14 protein-coding genes are annotated in these 17848 nt (G+C 50.8%); 3 read left to right on the forward strand and 11 right to left on the reverse strand.

Translation table 11 applies throughout. The features are described from left to right. Window positions 1–236: 236 nt before the first annotated feature. From FN001_RS17630 to FN001_RS17645, 4 genes are all read right to left on the reverse strand, one after another. A complete protein-coding gene (locus FN001_RS17630) occupies window positions 237–1163 on the reverse strand; it encodes a glycosyltransferase family 2 protein (protein WP_142412728.1) in 927 nt (308 codons plus the stop codon). Beyond that, window positions 1153–2466: a lipopolysaccharide biosynthesis protein gene (locus FN001_RS17635; RefSeq protein ID WP_185911982.1), complete on the reverse strand. Its 1314-nt coding sequence runs from the start codon at window positions 2464–2466 to the stop codon at window positions 1153–1155. Before FN001_RS17635 ends, FN001_RS17630 begins: the two co-directional genes overlap by 11 nt. Then, the gene (gene glf / locus FN001_RS17640; RefSeq protein WP_142412729.1) at window positions 2459–3568 is read right to left on the reverse strand and encodes a UDP-galactopyranose mutase; all 1110 of its coding nucleotides are present in this window, start codon (window positions 3566–3568) and stop codon (window positions 2459–2461) included. Before glf ends, FN001_RS17635 begins: the two co-directional genes overlap by 8 nt. Window positions 3569–3746: 178 nt before the next feature. Further along, entirely contained in the window at window positions 3747–4253 is a 507-nt protein-coding gene (locus tag FN001_RS17645; protein WP_142412730.1) for a signal peptidase II, read from the reverse strand. A gap of 261 nt (window positions 4254–4514) precedes the next feature. On the opposite strand from FN001_RS17645, the gene FN001_RS17650 reads away from it, so the two are divergent. Further along, entirely contained in the window at window positions 4515–6248 is a 1734-nt protein-coding gene (locus tag FN001_RS17650; RefSeq protein WP_142412731.1) for a S8 family peptidase, read from the forward strand. Window positions 6249–6322: 74 nt separating this feature from the next. Here FN001_RS17650 and clpX read toward each other — a convergent pair whose 3' ends face one another. Further along, on the reverse strand, window positions 6323–7951 hold the full coding sequence (clpX, locus tag FN001_RS17655) for an ATP-dependent Clp protease ATP-binding subunit ClpX (protein WP_486463537.1): 1629 nt from the start codon (window positions 7949–7951) through the stop codon (window positions 6323–6325). 642 nt (window positions 7952–8593) lie between these two features. Here clpX and gltS point away from each other — a divergent pair. Beyond that, the gene (gene gltS, locus FN001_RS17670; protein ID WP_118533313.1) at window positions 8594–9778 is read left to right on the forward strand and encodes a sodium/glutamate symporter; all 1185 of its coding nucleotides are present in this window, start codon (window positions 8594–8596) and stop codon (window positions 9776–9778) included. A gap of 215 nt (window positions 9779–9993) precedes the next feature. Here the strand turns inward: gltS and FN001_RS17675 are convergent, their stop codons facing one another. The 4 genes from FN001_RS17675 to FN001_RS17690 all read right to left on the reverse strand — a co-directional run bounded on the left by FN001_RS17675 (window position 9994) and on the right by FN001_RS17690 (window position 14249). Next, window positions 9994–11661 carry a S1C family serine protease gene (locus FN001_RS17675; RefSeq protein WP_142412732.1) on the reverse strand — a complete coding sequence of 556 codons (1668 nt, stop codon included), beginning with the start codon at window positions 11659–11661 and terminating at the stop codon, window positions 9994–9996. A 366-nt stretch (window positions 11662–12027) separates the two neighbouring features. Then, on the reverse strand, window positions 12028–12867 hold the full coding sequence (locus FN001_RS17680) for an undecaprenyl-diphosphate phosphatase (RefSeq protein WP_142412733.1): 840 nt from the start codon (window positions 12865–12867) through the stop codon (window positions 12028–12030). 169 nt (window positions 12868–13036) lie between these two features. Further along, window positions 13037–13714 (reverse strand): uracil-DNA glycosylase, encoded by a 678-nt coding sequence (locus FN001_RS17685; protein WP_142412734.1) that lies wholly within the window; start codon window positions 13712–13714, stop codon window positions 13037–13039. A gap of 25 nt (window positions 13715–13739) precedes the next feature. Further along, complete coding sequence (locus FN001_RS17690) at window positions 13740–14249, reverse strand: hypothetical protein (RefSeq protein ID WP_142412735.1); 510 nt, start codon at window positions 14247–14249, stop codon at window positions 13740–13742. 417 nt (window positions 14250–14666) lie between these two features. Between FN001_RS17690 and FN001_RS17695 the strand changes: the two genes are divergently transcribed. Then, window positions 14667–15098: a hypothetical protein gene (locus FN001_RS17695; protein ID WP_142412736.1), complete on the forward strand. Its 432-nt coding sequence runs from the start codon at window positions 14667–14669 to the stop codon at window positions 15096–15098. A 5-nt stretch (window positions 15099–15103) separates the two neighbouring features. Here the strand turns inward: FN001_RS17695 and FN001_RS17700 are convergent, their stop codons facing one another. Both FN001_RS17700 and FN001_RS17705 read right to left on the reverse strand, forming a co-directional pair. After that, entirely contained in the window at window positions 15104–16369 is a 1266-nt protein-coding gene (locus tag FN001_RS17700; RefSeq protein WP_142412737.1) for a TolC family protein, read from the reverse strand. Window positions 16370–16508: 139 nt separating this feature from the next. Then, window positions 16509–17666, reverse strand: coding sequence for a TolC family protein (locus tag FN001_RS17705; protein ID WP_142412738.1), 1158 nt, complete (start codon window positions 17664–17666; stop codon window positions 16509–16511). Window positions 17667–17848: the final 182 nt, after the last annotated feature.

Here is a 17848-nt window from a genome sequence, read left to right on the forward strand (position 1 = left end):
GGAGTGCAGAATGACAATATTTTTCTTCTCTGACCTGCCACACAGCCATTTATATAGAGGAATGTGCAGCAAATCAGTTTACATAATTGTAACTATTCAGTACCTTCATAGTTACACGCAAAAATCCATTCCAGATCAGCTTCGCTGATGGGATTTTTGCCTCCTATCCTATGTTTTCTTACGGTCAGCGCAGCAAGTGCGCAGACCTACTGAACAGTTACACATAATTTTCAACTCTATTTCCAGTAATTCCGGTTCATAGATAACTTAACTACCAATGCCTTCGGCAGCTTTTGATACCGCTTTCCTGCGAGATATCCCATATATTTAAACCCGCTGTCCACCACAAGCTTCGGCACGAGGTATGCATGCCCCGTTTTTACCAGCCAGCGCGCGGTGTCCTTCACCATGCGGATCCCTTCGCCCTCAGACCGGATCCCGGAGAATACATCGGGATGATCCGCCTGGGAAACCGCAAGATCAAAATTTCTGTGGAACTGTTCCACCGCTGTGTAGTTGTGGGAGTGGATCACTCTCGCGTCTGCCGCATAGCAGACCGCGTATCCGTTCTTCATGGCCTTCGCCGCGAAGATCATGTCCTCATTGAAGATCGTCTTCCGGATAAATCCCCCCAGCTCCATATAGATCTCCCGCTTATAGGCTGCACAGACATTCGAGCAGAAGTATGTCTTGATCCCCAGGGTGTCGAGGTCCGAGATCCTCTTTATCCGGCTTTTGTCCGGATAGTTGAACTCTCTCGTGTGGCGCTCGATGATATTGCAGTCCTTTGCGGGAAGCTGTCTCGCATATGCCACAGCGATATCCTTCTCTGCAAAAAGCGCATCCGTCAGGGCTTTTAAGAGACCCGTGTCCGCCGGAAGCGCATCGTGAGTCATGCAGACACAGACATCCGCGTCGGAATGTTCGATCCCTGCATTTCTCGTGGCACCGTGGTCAAATTCTTCCTTCGTCACATGGTACACGGAGAGATTTTCCGGGAGTCTTCCCGGTTCCAGAGTCTCCGTCCACTTATCCCACAGGGACTTTTCTGTATTCATGACGATCAGCCGGTCCACCGGTACGGTCTGGTGTCCCAACTGGTCAAATAATTCCAACAATCTGTTTCCCGGACCGTAGACCGGGATGATCACATCAACCTTCATTATGTTTTTGTGCTCTCTCTTTCTGTTTCATAAAGCCTGCCGAAAAGATTCCGAAAAATACCATCAGTGCGGCCATCAAAAGCATGTATACAAAGGAACCGCCCTGAATCCCGCCCATCCGGACAAACCAGCCGGAGGAAAGGACCGCCAGCACACTGACGAAAGCATATCCAAGAATGATGAATTTCTGTTTCTGCATAATTATAAGTGAATAATAAAACAGGTTCATGAACGCATTCAGTGCTCCTCCGATGATGATGAGTGCCAGTGCCACGCGGCAGGTGGAAAGCCCCTCCCGCAGGTTCGGGTACAGCAGGCTGATCACCGGAATTCCCAATAACCACGCACCGCCCACTGCGAGGACTGTCAGGGCCGCAATGATCAGGGCAAGATTCCTGATGATCTTCCGGAATGCTTTTAAGTGTCCGGTCTCCCAGTTCACCGCGAGCTTTGTAAGGTACGGGCGGATCACGAAGCCGGCAACCAGATTGATCACGCTGGTCGGCATAAAGATCGCGCCGTAGACTGCGAGATCACGGTCCGCCAGATTGGCCTCGATGGCGTATTTTGATGCAGAAAAGATATAGAAGTCCAGAACCACCGAGAAAAATAACAGAACATTGTCCCGGAAGAGCTGGAATTTCTTTCCTCGCACCGACTTCCATGTCACATTCGGGAGTTCCCGGATCACGAGGAAGTCAAACAGGAAAAATCCCACGATCTGCGCGCCCACTGCCCAGATACTGGCGGTCAGAAGTTCTCCCGTCAGTGCGAGGCTTCCGAGGAAACATGTCACGGAGAGGATTGTCCGGAACGCATTGGATTTTCCCGTCAGGTACAGTCTCCCGCCCCGCTGGAATTCCGCCTCGTATGTATCCGCCAGGGCATCGATGACCTTGTAGACCACCATCAGGAAGACGATGGCCGCCTTCTCAAAGGTATAGCCGCTGACCATCACATAGCCAAATCCCACAAGGATCGCGAGGCCGCAGGTGATGAGACGCAGCCCGAGATAGTCACCGAAGGTGTACTTCTCCCTGGTATCCGTGATCTGGAACGGACGGATCCCGAAGTACGCCGCCATGAACATGTGCTGTCCGAAGGTCGTAAAGGCGAAGGTAAACACTCCGCCCGCGTCCTCGCCCGCGAGCTGGACAACGGCAATGGAAAGTACCATGGAAGCGAAGGCGTAGAGAAAGCTTCCGATCATGTTCCAGATGATGTTCTTCTGCTCCGATACTGCGGATCCGTCACCGATAATGAGGCGAGCAAATCCATGAGGCATTTTCGAACTGTTACTCATTTCCGAATTCCTTCTTTACGCAGGAAAATGCGGATTCGATGACCTTATCCATATCATAGTAACGGTATTCCGCGAGTCTTCCTCCGAAGATCACATTCTCCTCTTTTCCGGCGAGTTCTGCGTACTTCTTATATAATTCCTGATTTTTCTCATCGTTGACCGGGTAATACGGCTCCATGCCCTCGGTCCACTCCGCCGGATACTCTCTCGTGATGACCGTCTTCTCCTGTGTTCCGAACTCAAAATGCTTGTGTTCAATGATCCTCGTGTAGGGAGTTTCGCGGTCGGTGTAGTTAATGACCGCATTGCCCTGGTAGTTGTCGCAGTCTAAGACCTCCGTTTCAAACCGCAGGCTGCGGTACTGGAGTTTTCCGAAGCAGTAGTCGAAATAGCTGTCGATGGTTCCTGTATACACAATCTTGTCCGCAAGGGCATCATATTTCGCTTTATCCGCCAGATAGTCGGTTCCAAGGCGGATCTCACAGCCCTCAAAGAGCTTTTCTGTGATCTTATTGTAGCCGCCGATCGGGATCCCCTGATAGAGATCGTTAAAGTAGTTGTTGTCATAGGTGTAGCGCACCGGAAGACGTTTGATGATGAAAGCCGGGAGCTCCTTGCAGTCTCTGCCCCACTGTTTCTCGGTGTAACCCTTTACGAGTTTCTGATAGATATGGGTTCCCACAAGGCTGATGGCCTGCTCTTCCAGGTTCTTCGGCTCACCCTTGATGACCTTTCTCTGCTCATTGATGATCTTTTTTGCCTCCTCCGGAGTGGAGATTCCCCACATGCGGCTGAAGGTGTTCATGTTGAACGGCATGTTGTACATCTCGCCCTTGTAGTTCGCAACCGGGCTGTTTGTGTAGCGGTTGAATTCCACGAGGCTGTTCACAAAGTTCCAGGCTTCCTTGTTACTGGTATGGAAGATATGGGCACCGTAGCGGTGTACGTTGATGCCCTCGATATTTTCGCAGTAGATGTTTCCGCCTGCATGTTCTCTCTTCTCAAGAACGAGGCAGGTCTTTCCGGCTTTTTTTGCGTAGTACGCGAAAACTCCGGCAAAAAGTCCGCTGCCCACTAACAGGTAATCATATTGTTTCTTCATATAGACTGTTCTCCTCATTGTCCCGGCTTTTCTGCGCCGATGTGTTTTGCAGCAGTTCTATTCTGCATTTTTTAACTTATTCTGTATTTCAGCTCTTAGAATACTGTTTTTACAGTTGTCTTACTCAGCCACGCTCTTTTCACATGAGCGGGTTGGATTTTATGTCCTGCTGCCTGAATTACTCTTCTTCCTTAACAAAGATTTTTTCTTTCGGAAGAATTTCGCGGATCTCCTCCAAGAGCTGGACTGCTGCAAACAGGGCAGATCCGGCAAAAATAAAGATATCACCCAGGTTGAAGACCACTTTTTTCAGTTTCTTCCACTGGATGCTGAAATAGTCCACCACATATCCGCGTTTGAGCCGGTCATAAAGGTTGCTCGCTCCGCCGGCCAGCACCAGGGTCAGCGCCGTCTTCTCCAGCACGCGTCCCTTCTTTCCGATCACATACGCCCATGCACCGGCTACCGCCGACAGCATGCAGACCGGGACCATCTCCACAAGTTTCGGGTATTCCTTCATGAATCCGAAGGAAAAGCCCGGATTGTGGTTTTTGTAGAGGCGGATCAGGCCGCCTGATTCTTTCACGGTTTTCGGGAATTCTTCATCGGGTCTGGCTTCGATCTCTTTTTTCACAGCCAGATCTGTAAGCGCAAGCGTCGTTCCGAATGTCAAAAATCCAAACATTGCGATTCCCCTTTCCTTTCTGTCTTACATGATTGCATACTTTCACAGATATCCTTATATTACAACATTTTAAAGGGTCCGTCCATATATTTCTTATTTCACGGTCAGACCGCGGCGCCATTTTCACACGTTTTCTTACCCATTTCATTTACACCTCTCGTTCCTCTTCCCGTTTTCTGATTCCTGTAATTTTTTGGGAACATGTGTCTTTGTCCCTCATATACATATATAGTATGAACTATTTTCTGCGGAGTATCAGCCATGTCATGTACAAATTCTGTCGCGTCGGAAGATTTTGCAGATTTTATCGCGCCTTATTTTACTACACCTGAAGAGTTTATTCGTTCACAGGGGACAGACTGCATTGATTTTGTGAATTCTACACTGGCGGTCGTCTATGTTCCGCTCTCCACGGTGACACCTTCTACTTATACTTCCTATACATATTCGGCAGTTCCGAAGCTATATAGTCTTCTGGATGTCACAAGTATGGATGCTGCCGGGATCACGCCAGCGGGGGAGCTTCCGGTGCTGAACAATCAGGGCGCGGGAGTTATTGTGGGATTTGTGGATACGGGGATCAATTATACAGATTCGCTGTTTCGGAATGTAGATGGAAGTACAAGAATTATTGGGATATGGGACCAGACAAACAATTCAGATAATTCTAACAATATAGAGAATGAAACTGTAAAACCATTTTCTGCCTTCTCAGCTCTCTACGGCACGCAATACACTGCCGAGGAGATCAACCTGGCCCTGAACTCCGACAATCCCGCCTCCATCGTCCCCACCCGGGACGAAAACGGACATGGAACATTTCTCGCTTCCATTGCCGCCGGGAACCGGGATGAACGGGCGGGATTTTCCGGGGCGGCACCGCAGGCATCCATCGCCATGGTGAAATTAAAACCCGCCAAGCAGTATCTCCGTGACTTCTACCTGATCCAGGACGGGGCAGATGCCTACCAGGAAAACGATATCATGATGGGCGTCTCCTATCTCTATTTTCTCGCCAGAAAATACTCCATGCCCCTCGTCGTCTGCATTCCCCTCGGCACCAATATTGGAAGCCACATGGGAATGAGCCGCCTCGGGCAGTATTTAAACCAGGTCAGCCTTTCAAACGGTTCCGCTGTCATCACCGCTGCCGGGAACGAGACCGGGGCGAGACATCACTTCCGGGCTGTCATGGACGCAAGCACGGATGAAGTCACCGCGGAGCTGCGGGTGGGAGAACGGGAAGCCGGTTTTTCTATGGAACTTTGGGCGGAGAACATGGGTGTCTACACGGTAGGCTTTATCTCACCGACCGGCGAAGTTGCGCGGGAGATTTCCGTTCCGCTCCGGGGCGAGAACACGGTGTCCTTTCTCCTGGAACAGACCCAGATCACAATCTACACCCAGATCGCCGATGTGAGCGCCGGAAGCCAGTTTATCTTTATGCGCTTCGAAAACCCCATGTCCGGGATCTGGCGGATCCTGATACGGAACTCTCTGGACATCCGTGAGACCTTTCATATCTGGCTGCCGGTCCGGGGCTTTATCACCGATGAGACCTATTTTCTCCGCCCGGATCCCGATACGACCATCACAGATCCCGGAAATGCCCGGTATCCGATTACCGTCACCGCCTACGACCACACCCGAAACAGCATCTACATCCACGCCAGCCGCGGCTACAGCCTGTCCGGACGGATAAAGCCGGACCTCGCTGCCCCGGGTGTCAACATCTTAGGCGCGTCCGTCTCAGGAAGACGTCTCACAAGAATGTCCGGCACCTCCGTCTCCGCCGCCCACCTCGCCGGTGCCGCGGCGATCCTGTTGAACTGGGGCGTCCTCAATGCAAATTATCCGTATCTCAACACGCCGGTGCTAAAGTCCATCTTCGTCCGTGGGGCACAAAGAAATCCAGCGCTCACATACCCGAACCGTGAGTTCGGATATGGAACGCTGGATCTGTATGAAGCATTTTTACGTTTACGGAATTTATAATTCAAATCACACTGCCCTGAAAAAACTGCACGGACTCTTTATCACCAGCTGTTTTATTTTCAGCCTTTCAACACTTACTGCACCTGCGGCGCCTTATCATTCACCGCTGTTTCCGTCGGCCCCGGCAGAGCAGTCGCCTTCTTGTCCGCCGTAGAATACTCCCGCATCTCGATCCGCGGAGCGCCGTGTTTTTCCAGGTACGCGCGGGTGATCGTCACAGAACCGATCTCCGGATCCTTCGGGATCTCGAACATGATATCGAGCATGAATTCCTCGATGATCGCCCGGAGCGCTCTCGCACCGGTGTCTTTCTTGAGCGCCTGCTCTGCGATCCATTCCAGGGCATCATCGTCAAAGCTTAAATTTACCTCATCCATGGCGAGAAGCTTCTTATACTGCTTTAAGATCGCGTTCTTCGGCTCCTTTAAGATCCGCACGAGGAATTCCTTCGTGAGTCCCTGAAGTGTCACTGTCACCGGAAGTCTTCCCAAGAACTCCGGGATCATTCCGAACTCCCTGAGATCCTGGTTTGTGACCTTTGAGAGAATGTCCGGATCCTTATCGTACTTGTCTTTCGGGTCGGAGCCGAATCCGATGGACGTTGTGTTCGTCAGGCGCTCCTTGATGATCGTTTCAAGATCCGGGAACGCACCTCCGCAGATAAAGAGGATATTGTCCGTGTTGACCATCTCCATCGGAGTCATGGCATTCTTCTGCCCTGTTCCGACCGGGACTTCCACATCCGCTCCCTCAAGAAGCTTTAAGAGCTCCTGCTGAACAGACTCACCGCTGACATCGCGGGTATTCGTGGACTTCTTCTTCGCGATCTTATCGATCTCATCGATGAATACGATCCCCATCTCCGCCTTCTGGACATCGCCGCCCGCCGCCGCGAGAAGCTTTGTGAGGACGCTCTCGATATCGTCACCGATATAACCGGCCTCTGTTAAGGATGTGGCATCCGCGATGGCAAGCGGCACATCGAGAAGCTTTGCGAGAGTCTTTACAAGATAGGTCTTACCGCTTCCGGTGGGTCCGATCATCAGAATGTTGGACTTTTCGATCTCAACATCTGTTCCGTATTTCTCAGCATCCGGAGATGTCCTTGAGAATACACGCTTATAGTGGTTGTAGACCGCGACGGAAATCGCCTTTTTCGCCTGCTCCTGACCGATCACATACTCGTCGAGCTGCGCCTTGATCGCATGGGGTGCCGGGATCTCACTGAGCTTGAACAGCTCTTTCTTCACTTTTTTCTTCTTTTTCTTTGAGCGTTTATGTCCCTGTCCCATCAGGGCTCCGAGGTCGATCTGACCGACCGGGATCCCGAAGATGTTTCCGAGCGGGATTCCTTCCATCTCTTCGCCGTCTTCTTCGAAATCTTCATTGTCATCAGACTCATCCGCGTCCTCCACAGTCTGGGTTTTGTCCTCATCCGCATTGTCTGCAGGATCAGCTGTATTTGCAGCAGTCTGCTCTTCCTCTTTTTCGCCGTCACCGGTATGTCCGATCACATCTTTGGCTTTTTCCGGATCCAGATACATATTTTTCAGCATCTCCGGCGTAAACCCAGACATCTTTGTCCAGTCCATACCGCTTCCCATCATCATGTCAAACGATCTCTGCATGCAGTCCCTGCACACGTTCAGTCCGCCCGGCAGTGTGATCATCTTTCCCGCCTGGTTCTCCGTCCGTCTGCACATGCAGCAGACTTTTTCATATCCGTTATTTCTGTTGTCTTCCAAAGTATTTCTCCTGATCTTTCTATCGTTGCAAATATCCGTATTTTCGCAGCCACCACATACGCTCTTTTTTCTGCAAAATGCGCTCAAAATCCACGGAATTTTTTTCTTTCTGAATTTTTCAGAATTACCGTAACTGTTCAGTGCCCTCACACCTACAGGAACCTCCCCCGGAGCTTCCTTTCGGATGCATGGCAAGTTACGAGCAAAAATCCATTTTAAATCGGCTTCGCCGATGGGATTTTTGCCTTCAAGCCTGTGTTTTATTACGGTCAGCGCAGCAAGTGCGCAGACCTACTGAATGATTACGAATTATCCACTATTATAATGCAAATCCGCAGGACTCGCAACAAAAAGCCTGCCGCAAAGTTCCAGACAGATGTGCTTTTTTGCTTAGCGCTATCTGAACCTTCCCCCCTGTATTTTTTTGAGTTTTTTTGTAGTGAGGTTTTATGATGAAATTGTAGCAAAAAATTGGTGATAAGTTCAGGTTTTTGTGCAGTTTGTACACAGAGATGTTTATGGATGCAAATTTTCCGTTCGTCTTCCTGCACAGATTTTTGCATAATTGAACAATTACCAAAAAATAAGAGGGGGTATCTTATGATTACTTTACAGCTCGACATGTATCAGGCCTGCGCTCTCGGCGCACTCGTCTATTGTCTCGGACGACTCATGGTCAACAAACTTTCATTCTTAAGCAAGTACTGCATCCCGGCACCGGTTGCCGGCGGTATCGTATTTGCGCTGGCTCACCTGGCATTATATGCAGCCGGGATCCTGGAACTTTCCTTTGACACGACATTACAGAGTGTCTTCATGACGATCTTCTTCTGCAGCGTCGGATTCACAGCCTGCTTCCGTCTCTTAAAGAAAGGCGGCATCCAGGTATTCATGTTCCTCGGTCTCGCGGTCGCGATCTGTGTCATCCAGGACGCAGTCGGCAGCGGACTCGCAGCAGCCTTTGGTTTAAACCCGCTGCTCGGTTTATGTATGGGTTCCATGCCGTTAGTAGGAGGACACGGAACATCCGGTTCCTTCGGACCGCTTCTTGAGACTGATTATGCCGTTGTCGGCGCTACCACTGTTGCTCTTGCGGCAGCTACATACGGGCTTGTATCCGGAAGCATGATGGGCGGCCCGATCGCCCGCGCCCGTGTTGAAAAACTCCACTTGAAATCCACAGCAGCTGAGGAAGGCAACGAGACAGCTGAGGTTATGCCGGCCGTTGATGGTCAGAAATTCACAACATCCGCAATGTTTTTAGCGGTTGCCATCGGTCTCGGTACTCTTATTTTCACCTTCTTCAAAGATGTATGCCACCTGACATTCCCGACTTACATCGGCGCTATGCTCGCAGCAGCAGCGATCCGCAATATCTGGGATGTCCAGAACAAAGAACTTCCGATGGTTGAGATCGATGCCCTGGGCGGACTTTCCTTAAACCTGTTCCTTTCCATGGCTATGATGAGCTTAAAGCTCTGGCAGTTAGCAGCACTTGCTCTTCCGATGATCGTCATCCTGCTTGTTCAGACGGTCGTTATGTTCCTGTACGCAAACTTCGTTGTATTCAATGTTATGGGACGTGACTACGAGGCAGCTGCTATGACCACCGCTTTCTGCGGCTTCGGCATGGGCGCTACCCCGAACGCGATGGCAAACATGAGAGCACTCGTTGAGCGCTACGGCGCAGCTCCGAGAGCATTCTTCATCGTACCGCTTGTCGGAAGTCTGTTTGTAGACTTCTTCAACTCCATGGTACTGACGACATTCATGAATTTCCTGTAAATTCCATCTTCAGGAATTTCTGATAGATTCCTGCCGCGGCTCCTGTGTTTTCACCGCGCAGGGAAAAACCTCTATACCAAACCTTCCCCGCTGCCGGTTCCCAGACCGGATAGCAAAAAGCAGGAGCGCCTGTCCGGATGGCGCTCCTGCTTTTTATCTTTTCTTTCTGCCTCCCGCCTTAACCTGCGGGCTGCAGATCCTGTTCTGTTTCTGTTTTATTTGCCGATCTTTGACTGGCTCTGTGCCGGTTTCTGATCCTGGCTCTGGCTCTGATCCTGGCTGTTTCCATTGTCAGCTTCTGCCGGACGGTTCTTTAAGGTTACCTGGACTTCTCTCTCCTGGTAGCTGCCGTTGACAAGAGACTGTACGGTAAGAGTTATAGTATCACCGGATTTATAGTAAGTTAAAAGCTTTGCAAGGTCTGCATAGTTGGAGATCTTCTCACCGTCTAACTTTGTGATGATGTCTTTCTCATGAAGGTCAGATCCTGCTGCTGCGGAGTCTTCCATGATCTTGTAAACATAAACGCCCTGCGGCATTCCATACATCTTTGCCATGGACTCGTCGATGTTCTGTAACTGGACCCCGAGATAGCCCTGTTCTGATTCGGAAACGGCGATCTTTGTGGTTCTTGTCATCAGATCATCGATGATCGCTTTTGCTTTGGAGATCGGGATCGCATAGCCGACGCCCTCAACACTTGTATCTGCATACTTTGCTTCATTGATACCGATGACCTCACCTTTGGAGTTTAAAAGAGCTCCGCCGCTGTTGCCCGGGTTGATGGCTGCATCTGTCTGAATCACGGTCTTTGTGGTATCGTCAACGTTGATCTCTCTGTTTAATGCACTGACATGTCCGACTGTGACGCTCTGGCCAAGTCCAAGTGCATTGCCGATCGCGATCACGCCCTGGCCCATCTTTAAGGAGTCGGAATCACCGAGTGTTGCCGCTTTGATCTTGCTCTTTGTGTCAGCGGAGATGCTGTCGAGCGGAACAGCGATCACTGCGAGGTCTGCCTCAGAATCGGTTCCCTTGATCGCTGCATCTGCGGTACTCTCATCTGCGAATGTGACCGTAAGACCTTCGGTGTCGCTGACAACGTGGTTGTTTGTGACGATCAGAAGCTCTGAGTCATTCTGTCCGACGATGATGCCGGAACCGCTGCTCGGAACTTCGTAAGTCTGGGACGGTCCGAACCAGCTGTTGCTCTGGTAGAGCTGGGTATTCGTGATCGATACAACGGACGGAAGTGTCGCATCCACGATCGCGGATACATCCTCAATAACAACACCGTTGCTGGATGATGTGGAGGTGTTCGCCGCCGGGACCTGGGAAGTCTGACCGATCGTCTCGCTGGAAGCGCTCGCCTGGGAACTCTGGTACGGGAACAGGGTGTTCGCTGCACGGTTGACTCCGTACATCGTACCTCCGGAGACAACACCGAAGAGAAGTGCCGCCGCTGTGACGAGAGCCGCTGTCTTCATATGCTGGTTCTTCTTCGGAGCATGGTGGCTGTTTCCGTTCTGATTCGGATTCTGTCCATGTCCCTGGTAGTAATCATACTGCTGATACGGGTTTGTGTACTGGTTCTGGTTTCCGTAATACTGCTGATGCTGCTGTCCGCCGTAGTAGGAACCGTTCTGGTTCTGATTCTGGGCATTTCCGTTATATGGCTGACCGTTCTGAGCACCGCCGAGTCTTCCGTAGATCTGCCTTCCGGTGTGTTCGCTCTGTCCCTGGGACTGCTGTGCATCCTGCGGGCGGTTCTGCGGCTGCTGTGCGTTCTGAGCATTCTGAGCGTTCTGCGCGTTTACCGGCTCCCCGCCGTCCTTCTTTTCATTTTCATTGTTCATTTCGTTCCATTTATTTTCATCATACATAACAGGTATCTCCTTTCTGTAACGAGTGATATTTCTGATCATTTCTTCTGCATCCGGATCAGCCTTTCTTCGGAAAACCTGTCTGCCAGATGCTTTCAGATCTTGTCTTTCGTATTTAAGGGATCTCTTTTTTCCTTCCCCTCAACTACATGACATAGTGTACCAGTGAATTGTGATGAAAGTGTGATGAATCATGGATAGTTCTGTGAAATGGAATCACATTTCTGTACACAGTGTCTTTTCGTTTAACCGGACGTTCTATAGGAATTTCCTATGAACCAGGAAATCCCGGGCTATATAAGGAGATCAGCCATTCCTCATACAGCCCGGGATTTCATATGAATGTTTTTTTTTACAATACAGGATCTATTTTGCAAGGATCGCAGTCAGTCCGAAGTAGATCAGGACGATCACGCCAAGGACGATACGGTAATATCCGAAGAACTTGAAGTCATGTTTCTTGACATATCCAAGTAAAAACTGGATCGAATACATGGAAACGATGAACGCGATCACCATCGCTGCCACCATGAAGAAGAGTTCCATCGCGGAGAATGCGAGTCCGTAGTGAACGATCTTTAAGAGGCTGGCGCCGAACATGACCGGAATTCCAAGGAAGAAGGTGAACTCGGATGCTGCTGTTCTGGAGCAGCCGAGCATCATCGCGCCGAGGATCGTCGCGCCGGATCTCGATGTACCCGGGACCAGGGCAAGAAGCTGGAATAAACCGATATAGAAGGCGGTCTGGTAGCTGATCTGGGAGACCTTCTTTACCCGCGCCTCCGCATACTGATTGTGGTTCTCAAATGCGATGAAGATCACACCGTAGATGATCAGCATTGCCGCTACGACATACGGATTGTAGAGGTACTTATCCAGAACATCATCAAACAGGATTCCGATGACAGCCGCCGGGAGACACGCGATCACGATCTTGAACCATAAGTGCCAGGTTGCACGTTTCTGTGCCGGTTTCTTTCCCGGATCAAACGGGTTCAGCCGTCTGAAATACAGGACCAGGACGGCCAGGATCGCACCTAACTGGATCACAACGCGGAACACGTTCATAAAGTCCTCAGAAACGTTGAGGTGGACGATATTTTCCACCAGGATCAGGTGTCCGGTACTGCTGATCGGAAGCCATTCGGTGAAACCTTCTACGACACCGAATACAATGATCTTCAGAAATTCAATAAAATTACTCATATTCACTCCTATGCTTTATATTTTGAATATAGCGTGCGGTCTTCTTGTTTTCATTGTCATGAAAACAAGAAGCTTCGGGCATCCGCCCTATGTCAACAGGTTCAAAAAAATGCTTCTGCAAGCAAGCTTGCGGCGCATTTTTCCGAACCCGCTGACGCACGCCAGATTGCTAGTTGGCGTTTTCGATCTGCCAGTCGATCGGCTCCAGGCCGTGTTCTTTTAAGAACTTATTTGTCTTGCTGAACGGACGGCTGCCAAAAAATCCGCGGTAGGCGGACAGCGGGCTCGGGTGCGGTGACTCGAGGATCAGGTGCTTCGGGTTCGTCAGCATCGGTTTTTTCATCTGCGCCGGGCGTCCCCAGAGGATGAACACCATCGGGCGGTCCTGTTCATTTAAGATGCGAATCGCGGCGTCCGTGAATTCCTCCCAGCCGATATTCTTGTGGGAGTTTGCCGCATGGGCGCGGACTGTGAGGACCGTGTTCAGGAGCATGACGCCCTGGTCGGCCCACTTCTTTAAATATCCGTTATTCGGGATATAACAGCCGCAGTCCTCATGAAGTTCCTTATAAATATTGACGAGGGACGGCGGGATCTCCACCGACGGCTTCACGGAGAAGCTCAGCCCGTGGGCCTGCCCCGGCTCATGGTACGGGTCCTGTCCCAGGATCACGACTTTTACTTTGGCGAGAGGCGTGAACGCGAACGCGTTGAAGATGTCATCCGGCGCCGGGTAGACCTCCTTTGTCTCGTACTCGTTCTTTACGGTCTCATACAATTTTCTGTAATACGGCTTTTTGAATTCCCCGCTCATCGGGGCTAACCAGTCATTTGCGATCGCAGCCATATTTCCTCCTTGTAGTATTGATGCATCAGTCGAAAAACTCTTCCGCAAATTTCACGGATGATTCCGCCACCGGACATGATTTTCCGGCCAGTTCTTCCGGAACCTGCGAAAAGATCTTATGGACACGGAACAGATACGCCTTATTGTTTAACATCGCCGTCTTCTCAAACGGCCAGCGGATCAGGGACGGATCTTTATAATTCTCCCCGAGTTCCAGAAGCACCGTATTCCTGTTTAAGGTGCAGGAAAGCCACAGCGTGTACGATTTCCAGTTTTCTTCCGTAAAGGATACGCTGTGCGGGACCGCGATATGTCCGGCATCAAACGGGAGTCTTTTTGCGTCCTCGTCTGCCAGGGACGTGATCATATAGTAGTCTTTTCCATCCAGAAACTTCTTTAATTGTTCAGCCGCATGGAGGATTTCCTCTTCCTCCGCGCCTTCTTTCTTCTTCCATTCAGAGCCGATCCCGACAAGGATCTTCTCCGCGGATCCCAGTTTTTCCCTCAGGATCTTCTCTGCTTCTGTCTTTTCCAAATGTTTCCTCCAATATCTGGCAGAAACTGCGCTCCGCCGGACCGGCACTTCTTTTTCGCGCTGTATTTCTATTTTCTGCCATTTTTTGTCGACCGTTACCATCATAACATAAATAGGTTCTTGATTCAACTGATCCATTTTTCTCTTTATTTTTAATTTTCTTAAATTTTTCTGTCCATACCGGAGCCCGATCCGTAAATTTCTCCGCACAAAGCCGCATGTCCGAAATTCCGTCTGCATTTTTCAAAGAGATTCCCGATCCGCTTTCACTTCCTGCCCATAACAAAATGTATATTTTTCTTCTGTCTTTCCCATACTTTTCATATATACGGATCAGCCTGATCCATGACGGATTTTTTATCATTCGTCACACGGAAGCTGACCTGTAAAACCTTCTTAATAGAAAGGATGATCACAATGGAAGAACACACAGTCGATCTGCTCCGGGAATGCGATTCCGGATGCGCGATGGCGGCGGAGAGTCTGGAACAGATCCGGGATTTTGTTTCCGATCAGAGGTTATGGAATGAGATCACTGCGAGCTATGAAAAGCATCAGGATCTCGATCTGAGGATCAAAAAGACATTGAGTGCCATGGAAGAGCAGGGAAAAGAGCCGGGCAAAATGGCATCCGCCTGGTCCTGGATGTCCACAGAAATGCGGATGATGGCAAAAGGCGGAGACAAAGAAGCCGCCAGTATTGTCACTGACGGCTGTAATATGGGGATCAAGACCATATGCGGTTATAAAAATCAGTATTCCGGTGCGTCAAAGGCCGCCATGGAGCTCGCGGACGAGCTCACCGGGATGGAAGAAAAGCTGCGGGAGCAGATGAAGAGATTTCTCTAACCCCTCTATCTTCCGGCAGGCGCCCCGCCGCCGGAAGATCCCGCTGCCGCCGCAGTGCCGCCGGATGCACCTGTCTCAACTCCGGCAACCTGCCATACATACGACGTGTAGGCGGAGACAAGGTTCAGCTTCGCAGTGTTCATCGCCGCCTCACCGGAGAGCCATGATGCCTGGCCAGAGAGATACGCATTTTTCGAGAGCATGCCTGCCGCCTGCTTTTTCTGCACGGTGTCCCAGGCCTGTTTTGCCGCTGAATAAGCGCTCTCGGCCGCCTCATACTGGGATAAGGCGTTTTGAAGATTCTCATACACGGATCTCAGACTGATCTCCGCGTTCTGCGCCGCCTCGCTGATCCGCTGTTTCCGAAGCTCCCGGTTATCCGTCCCCATCACCTTCGATTTCATCTCACTGACCCAGGTCGGATCATTGCTGATCGCGGTCTGGAGGTCATTTTCCACGGAGACTGCGCGGATTGCAGAAAGATCCGGGTCCGGAACAGTCCCGATCTCAATATCCGTGCGCCCGGAAAATCCCAGCATCGTCAGAAGACTTTCCTTCAACTCACTCTGCTGCTCCTTCAGGGACGCGAGGGAGTTCTGCTGCCTCGTCAGGCTGCTCTTTTCCGACTCCAGCTCCGTATCCTTGATGAGTCCCGCCGAACGTTTTTTTACCGCCGCGTCGTAGGAGCTCTGCGCCGCTTCCACGCTCTTCTCCATGGCCGCGACATTCGCCGCCATCTGGTTATACGAGTTCATCAGGTTCTGCGCCGACGCCGTCAGCGTGTCCGCCATGTCCTCCATGGTCTTTTCCTGGCTCGCCGAGTTCATCCGGTTGATCGTGGACTGCACCTGCGCCATGGAGATCCTGATATTTTTCGCGTTGTTTTCATAGAGCGCCTGCATCTCGGTGTCGCCATCATCCTTGTAGGAATCTGCCATCTTTTTCAGGTAATCATACTCTTCCTTCAAGGTCTCATGCATCTTCTCATACGGCTCGCTCCGGCGGTTCTGGCTGTCCTCACTCTGCCGGTAGGAAAAGTTTCCTGCCTTGATGAGTTCCCGAAGGTTTCCGTACTCGACTTTTTTTACCTGGCTAAGATCCACGGAAGATGTTTCTGCCGCGTAGGACACGATCCCGTATTGTGAGAACACATCCGAAAGACTCTCCCACATATTTCCAGACTCATATCCCGCATAGCTGCTGTTTCCCGCCGCCGCGAAAAGCACGGCTCCGAACATCAGACCACCCAGCCATTTCTTATCAACTTTCATTTTTTCATCTCCTCACATCCACTGATCTCCGAATTTCCGCGCTCGATCCCCGCTCTTCTTTCCTGCTGCCATCGTATTTTCCGTCTCCTTGATCCAGCAAAACGACAGGCGACAGCTGCGGGAACCCGCTGCCGGGGATTTATGACGCCGATGCCAGTCCCGCCACCGCCCAGTCATATGTGACCTTCGCAGTGAGAAAACTCAATTTTGCCGTCTCCAGGGAAGTTTTTGCCGACAGGCAGGCAGATTCCTGCTTTTCATACGTCTTCTTCGTGATCGTCCCGGCGGAAAGTCTTAATTCTGCCGCCGCGCGCTCCTTCTCAGCAAGATCATAGCTCGTTTTCGCCTGGTCATAGCTGTCCTTCGCGAGAACCAGACTGTTGTAGGCATTCTTCACATTTGTTGAGACCGTGTCCTTCTGGTTTGACAGCGTGTTCGTGTAGGTCGCGCGGTTGTTCTCCGACTGGGAGTTTGCGAGACGGCGCTCCGTGATCTTCACACTGTAGTTGTTCGCGATCGCCGTCTGGATATCCGACGTCACGTTGATCTTTGAGACGACCGATGTGTCCACATCCGGCAGACTGCCGATCTCGACAGAGTCATTGTAATTCCAGCCCATCATGATGATGAGCTGCTGTTTCGTCTGCTCGAGACTGCTCTTTGCCGACTGCAGAGATGCTTTCGCGTTTGTGACCGCCTCCGCCGCCGTGTCGAGATCTGACTGGAGTGCCATCCCGGCGGCTTTTCTCGTCTGCGCCTGTGTGTAGGCGGTCTCCGCCTGTGTCACCGCGTCCTCGAGAGTGGCCAGGGACGCTTTTCCGCTGTAATAGGAGATCATGAGTTTCTGCGCCTGCTGCACGAGATTCTTCTCCTGCTGCTCATATCCGAGGCGCTTGATCTCGCCGTCATCCACATTGCTGTCGCCCTGTTCCGTCAGGTTCGTCACGGAGATCTCGCTGTTCAACGCTGATGCAATCTGGTTCGCGTAGTTGGCGCTGTCATCGTCCGGATAGCTGATCCGGTCAGACACTTCGCTTGCGGAATCATAGTATTCCTTCGCGATATCCGTGCTCGTCTTTCCCTTGTATTCCTGATAGTCCAGCTCATTCTGACGCACCGTCGTATTATATTCATGGATCAGATCGGCGATCTCCCCGTATTCGAGTTTGTTGTCACGAAGAGACGCCCATTTCTCCGCTGTATACACAAATTCCGGACTCGTCGCAAACGCCTGAAAAGGCGCTGCGCTCACCATGAGCGCCATGGCAAACAGTCCCGCGATCTTCCATCGTTTCATGTTAGCTCCTTTCTCCGCCAGATACAGGTCCGCCCCGGGGAATATTCCCCCAGGGTGTTCCTGAAACCTTGTTATCCTATAATCCTTTTTATAATCCTTTTTTGAAAATTATCCTTTTAAAATTATCCCTTTAAAATGATCCTATTTTATTGAAATCCTTAACCTTGATCAATCCTTTTTCC

The sequence above is a fragment of the Clostridium sp. Marseille-P7770 genome (assembly GCF_902143525.1).
Lineage (GTDB): Bacteria > Bacillota > Clostridia > Lachnospirales > Lachnospiraceae > Pilosibacter.